The organism is Sphingomonas sp. G-3-2-10, from assembly GCF_012927115.1.
GTDB lineage: Bacteria > Pseudomonadota > Alphaproteobacteria > Sphingomonadales > Sphingomonadaceae > Sphingomonas.
The window spans coordinates 313,488-329,183 of the sequence record NZ_JABBFY010000003.1 but is presented as its reverse complement, the minus strand read 5'-3'; the positions used below and the strand labels follow the sequence as shown (position 1 = coordinate 329,183).

Sequence of the window (15,696 nt, the reverse complement as noted above, 5' to 3'; positions counted from 1 at the left end):
TGTTACAGACCGCGCGAATCGCACCCCTCTATAGCCCCCTCGACGCACACGCACAGCCGGAGCCTTCCCTTGCGCAGCATCTATCTTGGCTTACCCCTGATCCTCGCTCCCCTGCCCGCGCTTGCGCAGCAGACCGACGAGCAGCTCTGGTTCCAGACCAACGGATCCTTCACCATCGGCAGCGACGAGAAGGTGACGCTGGAGGGTATCATCCGTTTCGGCGACGCGGCCGAAGGGCTGAACCATGCCGAGGCCGGCATCCTCTACACCCACACGCTTTCGAGCGGGATCGAACTGAGCTTCGGCTATCGCCATGTCGAGGACTGGAACAAGGGCGTGACGCTGCCAAATGAGGAGCGGCTGCGCCAGATGGTGATGGTGCCGCTGGGCAGCGGCTTCAACGCCCGGCTGCGCTTCGAACAGCGCTTCAACAACACCGCGCCGGAGATCGGTTTCCGCGTGCGACCGCGGTTGGGCTTCGAGACGCCGCTGAGCAAAGGCGGGCTGAAGCTGTTCGCCACGCAGGAACATTATATCAACTTCAACGACACCGATTACGGCCAACGGCGCGGATATGAGCGGATGCGCAACGCGGTGGGCCTGTCGGTGCCGCTGGGCGGCCAGTTGCGCGGCGAGATCGGCTATCTCAACCAGTATCGCTTCGGCCGGGGCGGCCGCAGCGACCAGATGGACCATGCGCTGACGCTGACGCTGAACTTCAACGCCGGCGATATTTCCGGGATCGGCGACTGACGCCGGGATCAGCGCCGGATCTGAAGGTGGCGCAACCATCGGCGCCGGACGCCCTTACTCCGGCGCGACCAGCATCACGCGCGCCTGCGGCTTGCTGAGGCCAGTGAGCGTCACCCGGTAAAGCCCCGGCTGGAGATCGAAGCGCACGATCTTGCGGATCGACGAGCAGGCCGGGCCGTGGCCATGCTTCACCGACTTGAGCGGCTCGCCGCCCACGGCACCCGGGATCACATCGATCCAGCCGCCCTGATCGAGCGCGATGCCATAGCTGCCGGCCTTCTCCACCCGAAAGCCGATCATCGCCGCGCCGCCCGGCTTGGCGCCGGCGGGCAGGCCCTTGATCGACGCCGCGTCCGCCGCCGTCACCGTCACCGCCTTGCCGACGACGAAGCCTTCGCCCGGCGCGGCCCATCCGGCCAGCGGCGCGGGCAGGTTCGCGTCGGTCGCGGTGCAGGGCGCATCCTGGGCAAGCAACAACAGGGCGGCGAGCAGCATCATCGGGAGTCTCCTTGGTCGCGGGCAGCGATACGCCATTCCCCCGCACGCCGAAATGCCCATATGAGGCGTCATGTCTTCGCGCGCCCGCGTCATCGTTCTCCACCCTGCGCTCGGTCCGCTCGATTATCGCGTGCCGGCGGGGATGCATGTCGAGCCGGGTTCGATCGTCATCGCTCCCATCGGCCCGCGCCCCTATGCCGGGGTGGTGTGGGAAGCCGAGCGGCTGCCGACCGAGGAAATCGGCGACAACCGGCTGCGCAACCTGATGAGCGCGGTCGATGCGCCGCCCGTCCCCGCGCCCGTGCGCCGCCTCGTCGAATGGACCGCCAACTATTATCTTGCGCCGCTGGCGGGGGTGCTGCGCATGGCGTTGTCGTCCTCGGCGGCGTTCGAAAGCGCGCCGACCATCGTCGAATATCGCCCGACCGGCGTGGTTCCGGATCGCCTCACCCCGCAGCGCGCACAGGCGCTGGAGCGGATCGGCGAGCGGCAGGGGCTGGTGCGCGAACTGGCGACCATCGCCGACGTTTCGGAAGCCGTGATCCGGGGGCTGGTGAAGATCGGCGCGATCGAGCCGGTGACGGTCGATACCGACAGCCCCTATCCGGTGCCCGATCCCAACCATGCCCCGCCGGACCTCAACCCGGTCCAGGCCGATGTCGCCAGCATCCTGCGGCAGGCGGTGGGCGCGGAGACCTTCCAGCCCTTCCTGCTCGATGGCGTCACCGGCTCCGGCAAGACCGAAGTCTATTTCGAGGCGATCGCCGCAGCGCTTTCATCGGGCAAGCAGACGCTGGTCCTGCTGCCCGAAATCGCGCTGACCGAGCCGTTCCTGACGCGCTTCACCCAGCGCTTCGGGACCCAGCCGGTCGCGTGGCATTCGGGCCTGCGCACTTCGCAGCGCCGCCGGGCGTGGCGGGCCATCGCCAAGGGCGAGGCGATGGTGACCGTGGGTGCGCGATCGGCACTGTTCCTGCCTTATCCCAATCTGGGCCTGATCGTGGTCGACGAAGCGCATGAGACCAGCTTCAAGCAGGAAGAGGGCGTCCACTACCACGCCCGCGACGTGGCGGTGATGCGCGGCAAGTTCGAGGAATGTCCCGTCATCCTCGCTTCGGCGACGCCGGCGATCGAGACACGCAACATGGTCGAGCTGGGCCGGTACGAGGAGCTCAAGTTGCCCGGCCGGTACGGCAAGGCGGAACTGCCCGAGATCGAAGCGATCGACCTGATCGCCGAACCGCCCGAGCGCGGCCGCTGGCTCGCGCCGCGCCTCGTCCTCGCGATCGACGCCGCGCTGGAGCGCAAGGAACAGGCCCTGCTGTTCCTCAACCGCCGCGGCTATGCCCCGCTGACGCTGTGCCGGCATTGCGGCCACCGCTTCCAGTGCCCCAATTGCACGGCGTGGATGGTCGAACACCGGCTGATCCGCCGCCTGACCTGCCATCATTGCGGACACACGCACCCAACGCCCGAAATCTGCCCCGAATGCGAAACCGAGGACTCGCTGGTCGCCTGCGGCCCCGGCGTCGAGCGGATCGCCGACGAAGCAAAGGCGCTGTGGCCCGATGCCCGGATCGCGGTCGTCACGTCGGACACGATCTGGTCCCCGGCCAAGGCCGCCGAGTTCGTGCAGCGGATGGAGCATGGCGATATCGATATCGTCGTGGGCACGCAGCTGGTGACCAAGGGGTATCATTTCCCCAACCTCACATTGGTGGGCGTGGTCGATGCGGATCTGGGACTGGATGGCGGCGATCTGCGCGCGTCGGAGCGAACCTTTCAGCAGATCATGCAGGTCTCCGGCCGCGCCGGGCGCGGGGAGAAGCCGGGGACGGTCTATATCCAGACCCACGCCCCCGACGCGCCGGTGATGCAGGCGCTGATCTCGGGCGATGCCGAGAGCTTCTACGCCGCCGAGACCGAGGCGCGGCGCGACGCCGACGCCCCGCCCTTCGGCCGCTATGCCGCGATCATCGTCAGCTCCGAGGACAAGGGAGCGGCGGAGGAAACCGCGCGCCTGATCGGCCGCAGCGCCCCCAAGCTGGACGAAGTGATGGTCTATGGCCCTGCCCCCGCCCCGCTGGCGATGCTGCGCGGGCGCCACCGTTTCCGCCTGCTGGTCCATGCCCGCCGCGCGTTCGACGTGCAGGACATGATCCGCGACTGGCTGGGCGGCCTGACATGGTCGTCCAGGGTTCGCGTCACTGTGGATGTTGATCCCTATAGCTTCGTCTGAGATCGCCCCTTAGGCTGGTCCCGAAGAGGGGGCTCTGTCTGATGGTTCGCAAGATTCTCGTGTTGCTGCTGCTCGTCATGCTGCCGGGCGTCGCGCACGCCCAATGGCATGAGGCAAGCACCGATCATTTCGTGATCTATTCGAAGGATCGCCCGGAAAGGCTCCAGAAATTCGCCGAGACGCTCGAGCGGTTCGACCTGGCGATGCGCGGGCTGCGCGGCTGGAAGAACGATCCCGTCGCCCCGGCCGCAAGGCTCACCATCTTCGTGCTCGGATCAACCGACGCGGTAGGCGAACTGGCCGGCGATTCGATGGTCGCGGGCTTCTATTCGGGGCGGGCCAGCGGATCGGTGGCGTTCGTCCCGCGGGTCTCGGGCACCGACACTTTCGATCTCAACGCCCAGACGATCCTGTTCCACGAATATACCCATCACCTGATGATGAGCGAGTTCGCCAACGCCGCCTTCCCGGCCTGGCTGGTCGAAGGCTGGGCGGAATTCCACGCCACCGCGCAGATCCAGCACGATGGCTCGGTAACGTTCGGCTATGCGCCCAATTACCGGGCATGGGGCCTGCTGAGCGGCAATCCGCTTCCGCTCGAACGCATCCTGGGCGGCAATCTGGGCAAGATGACCGACCAGCAGACCGATTCGCTGTACGGGCGCAGCTGGCTGCTGACCCATTATTTCACCTTCGAGCCGAGCCGCTCGGGGCAGCTCGGCAAATATATCCGGGCGATCAACGCCGGTAAGCCCGCGAGCGAGGCGATGACCGAGTTCGGCGACCTGCGCGTGCTGAACCGCGAGCTCGACCGCTATCTCAAAAAGCCCTCGCTCTCGGGCCGCACCGTTCCCGCCAGCGCGATCAAGCTCGGCCCGATCCGGATCCGCCCCCTCACCGAAGGCGAAGCGGCGACCATGCCGGTGCGGATCCGCTCGGACCGCGGCGTCGACGAGAAAACCGCGCCGCGCGTCTATGCCGCCGCGAAGAAGGCCGCCGCGCCCTATCCGAACGATCCGGCAGCACAGGGCGTGCTCGCCGAAACGGCCTATGACGCGCAGGATTACGAGGGCGCGCTGGCCGCGGCGGAACGCGCGCTGGCGGTGGACCCCGCATCGATGCAGGCGCTGATCTACAAGGCGCTGACCCAGATGGCGATCGCCGAGAAGAACAAGGATTACAAGCGCGAGACCTGGAGCGCGATCCGCAAGACGCTGGTCGCCGCGAACAAGGTCGATCCCGACAATCCCGAGGTGCTGATCCTCTATTATCGCAGCTTCGTCGATGCCGGACAGGCCGCGCCGGCCGTCGCCAGGGACGGGCTGTACCGCGCCTATGAGCTGGTGCCGCAGGACCGGGGGCTGCGGTTCCAGGTCGCGGCGATGTTCCTCGACGACGGCAAGCCCGAGGTGGCGCGCGCGCTGCTCGTCCCGATGCTCCAGGATCCGCACAGCGGCGAGCTTGCGGCGCAGGCGGCGAAAGTGATCGCGGAAATCGATGCGGGCGACACCAAGGCGGCGCAGAAGGACGTGGCGACCGGCGCGGGATCGGCGCAGAACCCGCCTCCGAAGGCAGGCACCGCGCCCGATAAGTAATCCCCCACCTTGAACCCGTGCCGGTTTTCGCCGAAAGCCTGACGCGTGTTCGCGTGGGGTGAATGATGCGCCGGTTGCTTCTGTTGTTCGCTCTGCTTCTCGCCTGGATGTCCCCGGCGCAGGCCGACGACATTTCGGCGTCCGGACGCGGCGTGGTCCGCATCGTCACCATCGCCGTGGTCGGCGACGATGTGGTCGGGTTCGGCCACGGCAGCGGCTTCGCGGTCGGCCCCAACCGGATCGTCACCAACGCGCATGTCGTCGAACTGGCCGAGCGCTATCCCGACAATGTCGTGATCGGCGTGGTCCCCTCCGAAGGCAGCAAGTCGTTTCAGGGCCGGCTGATCCGCATCGACCGCGATCGCGATCTGGCGCTGATCGAGTTCACCGGTGCGCGACTGCCCCCGCTGGCGATCTTCAAGGGCAGCCCGGCCGAAGGCGAATCGATGGTCGCGCTCGGCTATCCGGGCAATGTCGACGTCGCCACCGCGCAGAGCGCGAAGGATTTCATCACGCCGATGTCGCCGGTCCGCTCTCAGGGCGGGTTCGCCGGTCTGCGCAACCTTCGCGGCACCTCGATGCTGCTCCACACCGCCAATATCGCCCGGGGCAATTCGGGCGGGCCGCTGCTCGACAGGTGCGGCCGCGTGCTGGGCGTCAATGTCGCGATCACCAACAGCGAATCCGGCGACGCCAATTTCGCCTTCGCCATTTCCAGCACCGAACTGGCGAACTTCCTGACCGAGGCCAAACAGAGCTTCGCATCGGTCGCGGTTCCCTGCGTCAGCGTCGAGGAGCGGATGGCGCAGGATCGCAATGCCGACGAGCAGGCGCGCATCGCCGCCGAAGATGCCGAGCGCGCCGCTGCCGCCAAGGCTGCGACCGAACGCGAAGCCGCACTCGATCAGGCGCGCGCCAACAGCGAATCATCGCGCGAGAATTATATGGCTGCCGCTGCTGTCCTGCTGGTGCTGGGCGGTCTCTGCCTCGGGGGCGCGGGCCTGCTGGTGTCGCGCGGCCAGCAGCGCGAAGCGATCTGGGTCGCGGTGGGCGGCGGGGTGCTGTTCATCGCTTCGGCCACCCTGTTCTTCACGCGCCCGCAATTCGACCCGTCCAAGATCGTCGCCATTCCGGTAAGGGCGGACAGCGGCGCGGCGCTTCCCGATCAGGCCGTCACCGGCAAGCTGGTCTGCACCCTCGATCCCAAGCGCAGCCGCGTCACCGTTTCCACGACCGAAACGGTCAATCTCGACCTGGGCGAGGACGGCTGCATCAACGGCAAGACGCAATATGCCGAGGACGGCAAGCACTGGCAGCGCATCCTGGTGCCCAACGAGGAAGCCACCGTTTCCGTGCTCGATTTCGATCCGGCGACGCGGACCTACACCAACACCCGCTATCTCCTGTCGTCCGATCAGATGACGCGCGCACGCCAGCTTCGCGCCGGCGTCACGCTGAAGGTCTGCTCGAACGATCAGGCCGCGCGCGGCCAGCTGGCCACGCGGCAGCAGGAGATCAAGGCGGCGCTGCCGGCGGTCTATAACGAGAAGCTCGTCTATAGCTGCACATCTTCGCAATAATCCGCCGCGGCGCGGTTGACCTGCGGAAACGTTCCAGACACAGAAGATTTGCCGTACGATAGTGCGGCAAGGGGGAATCGATGAACACTGGCCGTTCATTCCGCACGCTGGCGGTACTGGGACTGGCGCTGTGCGCGGCTACACCCGCCCTGGCCCAGCAATCCTCCGAAGCCGAGCTCGACATCCTGATCGAACGCTCGCTCACGCCCGCCGACGCGCTGGAACTCGCGAACCGGCAGGAAAGCGAAGGCGACCTGCTGGGCGCGGCCGCGACGCTCGAACGCGCCCTGCTCACCAACCCCGAGGGCAACACCGCGAAAGTCCGGCTCCATTATGTGGGGCTGCTGTGCCGGCTCGACGACCGGCAGACGGCGCAGAGCGAGCTGGCCAAGGTCGACGGCCTCGATATCGGCGATGCCGACTGGTCCCGCGTGCAGGCCGCGTGCGGCGAAGTGCAGCGCCCGCCCGCCGGACCGCTGCGCGAGCGTCAGGGGCTGACCGGCGAAGTGGCGTTCGGCCTGAGCTATGACAGCGATCTGGCCAATGCCCTGCTCGTCCAGTTCAACCTGCCCGGCTCGATCCCGGCCGATGACGGCCTGTCCTTCTTCGGGTCTGCCTTTGTCGCGGGACGCGTTCCCGTCGGCACCCGCACCTTCGCTTATGGCAGCGCAGGCGCCGCGACCAAGAACAACCTTGGCGGACCGAGCCTGAATTTTCAGACGGGCGACGCCCAGCTCGGGCTGGGCATCGAAGGCAATGGATTCGAGCTGTCGGCCGGGGTCACCGGCGGGCATTCGATCATCTCGTCCGATCCGTTTCTGACCGAATATGGCGGCGAGGCCGAACTGGCGATCGTTCTGGCAGGCGATGCCCGCCTCTCGCTCCACGGCGAGCTGGTCCATCAGGACTATATGGGATCGACGCCCGCCTTCTCGCGCGACGGCACGCGGATCGATGTGTCGCTCGACTATCAGGGCCGTTCCGGGCTGGCGACCAGCTATTGGTTCGGCATCGCCTATGAGAACAAGAGCGCCGAGACCGCGCGCACCGGCTATCAGGGGCTGCGCGGCTTCGGTTCGCTGCGCGAGACCGTGTCCGGATCGGGCGTCTATCTCTCCGCCTTCGGCACGATCCGCTACGCCGAGTACAAGGACGAGATCGGCTTCGTGCCGGTCAACGAACTGCGCTGGTACACGCGCGGCGCGGTCGGCGTGCCGGTGCTGACCACCGGGCTGAACCTCGAAGCGGCTGTCAGCTACACCTGGCGGGTGTATAACGACGCCAGCAATTTCCGGAATTACGAAAGCGCCGGGGCGGAACTGCGCCTCGTGTGGAACTTCGGCAACTAAGGAACGGATCATGGCTGATCGCACGCTCTCCGCTTTCCTCCTCACCGGCGCCGCGCTGCTCGCGATGCCCGCCGCCGCACAGAATGTCGGCGTCACCTCCGCGGTGGTGAACGATGTCCGCATGACCACCGACGCGAACCGCACGCCGCACAAGGCGGCGCTGCGCGAACGCGTCTCGCTGGGCAACGATATCGCCACCGGCCGGGCGAGCCGTTTGCAGGTGCTCCTGCTCGACCGCACCACCTTCACCGTCGGCGCCAACGCCCGGGTCAAGGTCGACCGCTTCGTCTATGACCCCAGCCGCAAGTCGAGTTCGGTCGGCGTCACCGTGACGCGAGGCGCGTTCCGCTTCATGTCCGGCCGCTCGACCCACAATGCACCGGGCACGTCGAACATCCGCACGCCGACCGCATCGATCGGCATTCGCGGCACCATCGTCGAAGGCGTGATCGGCGACGACGCGATTGCCATCGCGGAGGCGCAGCCCGGCCTTCCGGCCTTCACCGCCGATCCCGAAACCGCGACGCTGATCCTGCTGCGCGGTCCTGGGGCGGCGGCACAGGGCGGCGAGACGCGCGGCGCGATCGACGTCACCGTCGGCGGCGCGACCGTGCCGGTCGAGACCGCAGGCTATGCGGTATTCGTGCCCGCCGAAGGCCAGCCGGCGATCGGCCCCTTCCGGCTCTCTGCCGAGGGTTCGGCGATTCTGACCGATCTGCTGCGCCATCCGAACTATCCGCTGCAGCAGATGGAAAGCCCCGCGCCGAGCAATGCGGTGACCGGGCGCACCGGCGATTTCGGGACCGCCGTTCGCCAGCTTCCGGCGCGATCGGGATCGGGCGTCGGTCAGGACGTCATCATCCCGCCGGGCCAAGGTCAGGGGCCGAGCGCACCGTTCCCGGGCGGACCGGCCGGCGGCCCCGCGGTCGTACCGCCGCGGATCTGAGGCTCAGACCACGCCGAACGCCAGCATCGCATCGGCCACCTTCTTGAATCCCGCGATATTGGCGCCCTTGACGTAATCGACATGTCCATCGGCCTGCCGCCCATGTTCGAGACAGCGGTTGTGGATGCCGTCCATGATGTCGACCAGCATCTGCTGCAGCTCCGCTTCCTTCCAGGCGCGACGCTCGCTGTTCTGGCTCATCTCCAGCCCTGAAACCGCGACGCCGCCCGCATTCGCCGCCTTGCCCGGCGCGAACAGGATCCTGGCCTGCTTGAAGACGTGCACGCCCTCCAGATTGGTCGGCATGTTCGCGCCTTCGGCCACGGCAATGCAGCCATTATTGACCAGCGCGCGAGCGTCCATGCCCAGCAGCTCGTTCTGGGTCGCGCAGGGCAGCGCCACGTCGCACGCCACGCCCCAGGGCGGCATGCCGGCGTGGAAGGTGGCGCCGGGGAATTGCGCGGCATAGTCCGAAATGCGCCCGCGCCGCTTCGTCTTGTGGGTCTTTACCCAGTCGATCTTCTCCTGACCGATCCCGGCGGGATCGTGAACGAAGCCCTCGCTGTCGCTGAGCGTCAGCACCGTGCCGCCGAGCTGAACGACCTTCTCCGCCGCATGCGTCGCGACATTCCCCGACCCGGAGATCACCGCGCGCTTACCCTCCAGCGAATTGCCCTTCGCCTTGAGCATGTTGGCGAGGAAATAGACCGCGCCATAGCCGGTCGCCTCGGTGCGGATCAGCGACCCGCCATATTCGAGGCCCTTGCCGGTCAGCACGCCTTCGAAGCTGTTGGTGATCCGCTTGTACTGGCCGAACATATAGCCGATCTCGCGCCCGCCCACGCCGATATCGCCCGCGGGCACGTCCACGTCGGCGCCGACATGACGGTACAGCTCGGTCATGAAGCTCTGGCAGAAGCGCATCACCTCGTGATCGCTCTTGCCCTTGGGGTTGAAGTTCGACCCGCCCTTGCCCCCGCCCATCGGCAACCCGGTCAGCGCATTCTTGAAAGTCTGCTCGAAGGCGAGGAATTTCAGCACGCTCTCGGTGACCGAGGGATGGAAGCGGATGCCGCCCTTGTACGGCCCGATCGCATTGTTGTTCTGCACCCGCCAGCCGCGCTGGACGCGGATATTGTGGTTGTCGTCCTCCCAGCAGACGCGAAAGCTGACGATCCGGTCCGGCTCGGCGATGCGCCGCAGGATCTGATAGTGATGATATTGATCCTTGTCGGCGATGAAGTCGAAGATATCCTCGGCAACTTCCTGAACCGCCTGAATAAACTCGGCCTGACCGGGATTGCGCTTCTTCACGCCCTCCATGAACGCCGGCAAGTCGACATGATCCCCACTGGGCATGATCCCTCTCCCGAGTCTCGGCTGATTATCGAGGGACTTACGCCATTTTGTTTCGCGCTCGAAATCGCGTGAGGCGCGCAGGCCATACTCGCGCGGAAATCCCTTGCTGGCACGGCAATTAACGCAACTTTCTCCTGTCCCGTACCTGCCATTTCGGGCAGATTGTTTCCACAAAGCGGCGTGGGGAAACGCTGATGGGATTTGGGGGCCATGCGAAGGGATCGGGCAGCGGCGCGGCGATGCTGTGCGCCGCGCTGCTGTTCGCCTTTGCCAGCGCACTGATCGGCTTTGCCGCCACCGCCGCGCCACCCGCGCCACCGGGCTATGAAGGCGTTGCGAGCTGCGCCGGATCGACCTGTCATGGGCGGATGGAAGCCGATGGCGCGGTGGTCCGGCAGGACGAACTCCAGCTGTGGCAGGAAAGCTCCTCTCCGGCGGGCGCGCACAGCCGCGCGTTCGCGATCCTCTCCAGCCGCCGCTCGCGCGCCATCGCCGCGACGCTGAAGCTGGGCGATCCAGCGAGCGAGCCGACATGCCTTGGCTGTCACTCGACCCCGGCCGATGGCGCGCGCGGGGCGAAGTTCCTGACCAGTGACGGGGTAAGCTGTGAAGGCTGCCACGGCCCGGCGGGCGGCTGGATCGCGTCGCACTATGCCGTGGGCGCCAGCCATGCGGACAATGTCGCGCGCGGGATGACCGCGCTCGACCGTCCGGCGACCCGTGCGGGCGTATGCCTCGATTGCCATCTGGGCAGCGGCAAGCCCGGCCAGTTCGTCAGCCACCGGATGATGGCCGCTGGCCATCCGCGCATCTCGTTCGAGCTCGACCTGTTCTCGACGCTGCAACAACATCATGACGAGGATGGCGACTATGCCAGCCGCAAGGGCCGCAGCGACAGCGTGCGGATGTGGGCGGTGGGTCAGGCGATGGCGGTCAATCGCCAGATGAGTTTGTTCGCCAGCGGGCGCGGTACCGAGGGCGCCTTCCCCGAATTCACCTTCTTCGATTGCCATAGCTGCCACCGCCGGATCTTCGACCAGGAGGACCGCAGCCTGACGTTCGAGGTCAATCCCGGCCGCCCGATCCCCTTCGCCCAGCCGCCGTTCAACGACGAGAATATGATCCTGCTCTCGGCCGCCGCGAAGGTCGCCGCGCCGGGCCTTGCATCGCGGTTCGACGCCGATGTCCGCGCCTTCCATCAGGCGATGGGGGTGGACCGCGCCGCCGCCATCGCCGCGTCGCGCAGGCTGGCCGCGACTTCGCTGACCCTCGCCAACACGCTGGGGGGAAGTGCGGGTGGTGGCGACATGGCCTTCGCCATCGTCGACGCCATTGCCGGCCCGGCCGGCGCGCCGCGCTTCACCGACTATCAGGGTTCGGTTCAGTCGGTGATGGCGATCGACACGCTGCTCAACGCGCTGGTCAAGCATGGCCGTGTTACCCGCGGCGCCGCGGCCGGCATCCGCGCCGACATCAACCGCGCCTATGCCGCGGTGAAGGAACCCAATGGCTACCGCCCCGGCGAATTCCGCGCGGCGCTGGGCAGCGCGGTGCGCAGCATCCGGGCGCTGCGATGAAGCGGGGCATTGCCTTGCTGACCGGCGGTGCGCTGCTGCTGCAAGCGTGCGGCGGCAGTGGCACGAGCACGCCCACGCCTTCCCCGGCACCTGCCCCTGCCCCCGCGCCGACCAGCACCCTCTACGCCGTGCCCGGCCCCGAAACCCTCAGCGTCGCCGACGTGCAGAACGTCATCGCCCGCGCGGCCGCCGAAGCGAACCAGCGCGGCCGCCCGGCGGTGATCGCGGTCAGCGACCGGGTAGGCAATATCCTCGCCATATTCCGGATGACCGGTGCCCCGGCCAGTGCGACCACCAGCGCCGCACCCAATGGCGCCAGTATCGACGCGCAGAACCTGACCATCCCCGCCGAAGCGGGCGCGATCGCCAAGGCGCTGACCGGAGCGTATCTCTCCTCGGGCGGCAATGCCTTTTCCACGCGCACCGCGTCGATGATCGTGCAGCAGCATTTCCCGCCCGCGCCGACCACGCCGGGTCTGGAAAGCGGTCCGCTGTTCGGCGTCCAGTTCAGCCAATTGCCCTGTTCGGACCTGAACGCGCGCTACGGCTCGCTCGGCGCGGACATGCAGATCGGGCCGAAACGCTCGCCGCTGGGCCTTGCCGCCGATCCGGGCGGCTTCCCGCTCTACAAGAATGGCGTGGTCGTCGGCGGGATCGGGGTGATGGCCGATGGCGTCTATGGCTTCGACACCGACGTGCTCGACATCGACACCGACGCAGAGGAAGCGATCGCGCTGGCGGGCACGCGCGGGTTCGAAGCGCCCGAGACGATCCGCGCCAACCGGATCAGCGTGGACGGCACGACGCTGCGCTATTCGGACATGGCGTACACCGCGCTCGTCACGAACGGCACCGCGACCTATGCCGCGACCGCGCCTGCGCTGGGTGCCCTCGTCGCGGTGCGCGGCTATACCGCCGCCGTCCCCGCGATCCTGCCCGGCGCGGTCTATGGCACCGAAGCCTCGGGCGTGCGCGCCTCGACCGTGGGCGAATTCTCGAACCGCGACGCCTTCGTCCTCACCAACGGATCGGGCGCGAACCGCTATCCGGTGAGCGCCGGAACCGATGGCCTGCTGACCGCCGCCGAGACCCGCGCCATCCTGGAGGATGCGTTCGCGGTGATGAGCCGCGCCCGCGCGCAGATCCGCCAGCCGCTCGATAGCCGCGCGCAGGTGAGCATCAGTCTGGTCGATACGACCGGCGCGGTGCTCGGAATCGTCCGTTCACCCGATGCACCGATGTTCGGCGTGGACGTATCGCTGCAAAAGGCGCGCACCGCCGCTTTCCTTTCCCATCCGCAGGCGGGGGCGCAGCTGCTCGCCGATCCGAGCGCGGACGTTCGCGCGTTCGTGCCCGCCGCGCGCACCTTCTTCGCCGATCCGAACCTGCTCACGGGGACGCGCGCCTTTGCCGACCGGTCGATCGGCAACATCTCGCGCCCCTATGCACCAGACGGCGAGGTCGGCCGGCCCAACGGCCCGCTTTCGCGGGGAATCGCCCAGTTCAACCCCTTCTCCACCGGGCTGCAATCGGCGCTGGTGCTGAACAATCTCGGCCAGCATCTGAGCTTCGTCGCCGGCGCGAGCCTGACGGATACGCCGCAGCGCTGCACCTTCGTTCCCGACGCCGTGCCGGGCCGGAACCGGGTGCAGAACGGCATCCAGATCTTTCCCGGATCGGTCCCGATCTATCGCGGGAACACGCTGGTCGGCGCGATCGGCGTTTCGGGCGACGGCATCGATCAGGACGACATGATCTCGTTCCTGGGCCTGAGCAACGCCGGGCTGCGCGTCGGCGGCATCGGCAATGCGCCCGCCGCGATCCGCGCCGACACTCTGACCATGCCCGGGGGGACGCGGCTGCGCTACGTCAACTGCCCCTTCGCGCCCTTCCTCGACACCAACGCCCAGAATGTGTGCGCGGGGCTATAGGCGATGGGCGCGATCCTGACCCTGCTGGCGATGGCGGCATTCCAGGACGCTCCGCCCCAGGATGCGCCGCCTCAGGACGCTCCGAAGACCGACAAGCGCGACACCCCTACCGATCCCAGCGAGACGATCGACGGCCGCCGCCGCCCCGATTACCGCAACCAGCTTCCCGACCGGGTGACGCAGGACAATCCCGGCGCGGTCCGCGCCCCGCCGCCCGAAGCCTTTCCGACCGACACCTACCCGATCCCCGATCGCTGGCGACTGATCCAGACGCTGGGCGTGGTGCGCGAGGACTGGCGCGATCCGTACAACCAGAACACGCTGAAGGGCGATCGTCCGGTCAACCGCGCCAAGGTGCCGTGGCTGCCGATCCATCACGACGACTGGTTCTTCTCGGTCAATCTGGTCAGCGACACCGTCCTTGAGCCGCGCACCTTCCCCATCCCCGTGGGCGTCCAGACCACCGAACGGCCGCAGAGCCTCGACCTCTTCGGATCGCAGGGCAGTTTCGTCTTCTCGCAGACCTTCCTCGCGGGCGCGTCGCTCACCAAGGGATCGGGCGCGTTCAAGCCGCCCGAGATCGAGTATCGCGTCGCCTTCGCCTACAATGTCAGCCATGTGAACGTGCCCGAGCGGCGCGTGCTCGACGTCCGCCCCAGCCGCCCCAGCCGCCGCACCGACAGCTTCTTCGGCGTCCAGGAGTTCTTCGTCGACTATCACATCCGCAACGTGTCGGACCGGTACGATTTCGACTCGATCCGCGTCGGCATCCAGCCGTTCCAGAACGACTTTCGCGGTTTCCTGTTCAACGATCAGCAGCTCGGCATCCGCCTGTTCGGCAATCGCGACGGCAACCGCTTCCAGTATAATCTCGCGGCCTTCTGGCGGCTGGAGAAGGACACCAATTCGGGGCTGAACAGCGTCGTCCGCAGCCCGCGCGACGATTTCGTGTTCGTCGCCAACGCCTATCGTCAGGATTTCCTGATCCCCGGCCTGACCAGCCAGCTGACCGCCGTCTATAACCGCAACCGCGAAGGCAATGACGTCGAGATCGACGATAACGGCCTCCCGGTCCGCCCCGCGCTGATCGGCGACCTGCGCGGGCGCGATTACGATGTGGTCTATCTGGGCTACAATGCCGACGGGCGCATCGGACGGATCAACGTCACCGCGTCCGCCTATGCCGCGCTGGGCGAGGACCGCAATTCGATCTTCACCAGCCGCCCGGCCGAGATCCGCGCATTCTTCGGCGCGACCGAGCTGAGCTACGACCGCGACTGGATGCGCTTCCGCGTCTCGGCGCTCTACGCGACCGGCGACCGCGATCCCTATGACGATACCGAAACCGGGTTCGACGCGATCTTCGAGAATCCGGTCTTCGCGGGCGCCGACACCAGCTACTGGATTCGCCAGTCGATCCCCTTCGCCGGCGGGGGCCGCGCGGTGTCGCTCAGCGGGCGCAACGGCGTGCTCAATTCGGTCCGTTCGTCGAAGGAACAGGGCCAGTCGAACTTCAACAATCCCGGCACCTTCCTGATCGGGGCGGGCGCGGATTTCGACCTGACGCCCGGCCTGCGCCTATCGACCAACGCCAATCGCCTTGCCTTCGACGATACGATCACGCTGCAGGCGCTGCGCAACGAAGGCAGCATCCCGAGCGAAATCGGCTGGGATCTGTCCGCGGCTGCGATCTACCGCCCCTTCGCGACCCAGAATATCGTGTTCCGCGTCTCGGGCGCGGTGCTGATGCCCAGCGACGGCTTTCGCGATCTCTTCACCAACCGCAGCCAGGACCGGCAATATTACTCGGTCCTGGGCAACGTCATCCTGAGCTATTGATGCGGCCCGGGCGTCTCGGCTTATTCGCCA

11 protein-coding genes are annotated in these 15,696 nt (G+C 67.2%); 9 read left to right on the top strand and 2 right to left on the bottom strand.

The genetic code is table 11. From position 1 onward, the window contains the following. The first annotated feature begins 69 nt into the window (after positions 1-69). On the top strand, positions 70-753 hold the full coding sequence (locus tag HHL13_RS22150) for a DUF2490 domain-containing protein (RefSeq protein ID WP_169558141.1): 684 nt from the start codon (positions 70-72) through the stop codon (positions 751-753). Positions 754-807: 54 nt separating this feature from the next. Here HHL13_RS22150 and HHL13_RS22145 read toward each other — a convergent pair whose 3' ends face one another. After that, on the bottom strand, positions 808-1,251 hold the full coding sequence (locus tag HHL13_RS22145) for a hypothetical protein (RefSeq protein WP_240953956.1): 444 nt from the start codon (positions 1,249-1,251) through the stop codon (positions 808-810). A 70-nt stretch (positions 1,252-1,321) separates the two neighbouring features. Between HHL13_RS22145 and HHL13_RS22140 the strand changes: the two genes are divergently transcribed. The 5 genes from HHL13_RS22140 (at position 1,322) to HHL13_RS22120 (ending at position 8,960) form a co-directional block, all read left to right on the top strand. Next, positions 1,322-3,490: a primosomal protein N' gene (locus HHL13_RS22140; RefSeq protein WP_169558140.1), complete on the top strand. Its 2,169-nt coding sequence runs from the start codon at positions 1,322-1,324 to the stop codon at positions 3,488-3,490. A 41-nt stretch (positions 3,491-3,531) separates the two neighbouring features. Beyond that, positions 3,532-5,085 (top strand): hypothetical protein, encoded by a 1,554-nt coding sequence (locus tag HHL13_RS22135; RefSeq protein ID WP_169558139.1) that lies wholly within the window; start codon positions 3,532-3,534, stop codon positions 5,083-5,085. A 65-nt stretch (positions 5,086-5,150) separates the two neighbouring features. Then, positions 5,151-6,665, top strand: coding sequence for a serine protease (locus tag HHL13_RS22130; protein ID WP_169558138.1), 1,515 nt, complete (start codon positions 5,151-5,153; stop codon positions 6,663-6,665). Positions 6,666-6,745: 80 nt separating this feature from the next. Next, entirely contained in the window at positions 6,746-8,014 is a 1,269-nt protein-coding gene (locus HHL13_RS22125) for a hypothetical protein (protein ID WP_169558137.1), read from the top strand. A gap of 10 nt (positions 8,015-8,024) precedes the next feature. After that, entirely contained in the window at positions 8,025-8,960 is a 936-nt protein-coding gene (locus HHL13_RS22120) for a FecR domain-containing protein (protein ID WP_169558136.1), read from the top strand. Positions 8,961-8,963: 3 nt separating this feature from the next. Here HHL13_RS22120 and gdhA read toward each other — a convergent pair whose 3' ends face one another. After that, a complete protein-coding gene (gene gdhA, locus HHL13_RS22115; protein WP_169558135.1) occupies positions 8,964-10,319 on the bottom strand; it encodes an NADP-specific glutamate dehydrogenase in 1,356 nt (451 codons plus the stop codon). Positions 10,320-10,513: 194 nt separating this feature from the next. On the opposite strand from gdhA, the gene HHL13_RS22110 reads away from it, so the two are divergent. The 3 genes from HHL13_RS22110 to HHL13_RS22100 are packed head-to-tail and all read left to right on the top strand — an operon-like array spanning position 10,514 to position 15,666. After that, positions 10,514-11,896 carry a multiheme c-type cytochrome gene (locus HHL13_RS22110; protein ID WP_169558134.1) on the top strand — a complete coding sequence of 461 codons (1,383 nt, stop codon included), beginning with the start codon at positions 10,514-10,516 and terminating at the stop codon, positions 11,894-11,896. Then, the gene (locus HHL13_RS22105; RefSeq protein ID WP_169558133.1) at positions 11,893-13,827 is read left to right on the top strand and encodes a heme-binding protein; all 1,935 of its coding nucleotides are present in this window, start codon (positions 11,893-11,895) and stop codon (positions 13,825-13,827) included. Before HHL13_RS22110 ends, HHL13_RS22105 begins: the two co-directional genes overlap by 4 nt. 3 nt (positions 13,828-13,830) lie before the next feature. Continuing rightward, complete coding sequence (locus HHL13_RS22100) at positions 13,831-15,666, top strand: hypothetical protein (protein WP_169558132.1); 1,836 nt, start codon at positions 13,831-13,833, stop codon at positions 15,664-15,666. Positions 15,667-15,696 lie beyond the last annotated feature (30 nt).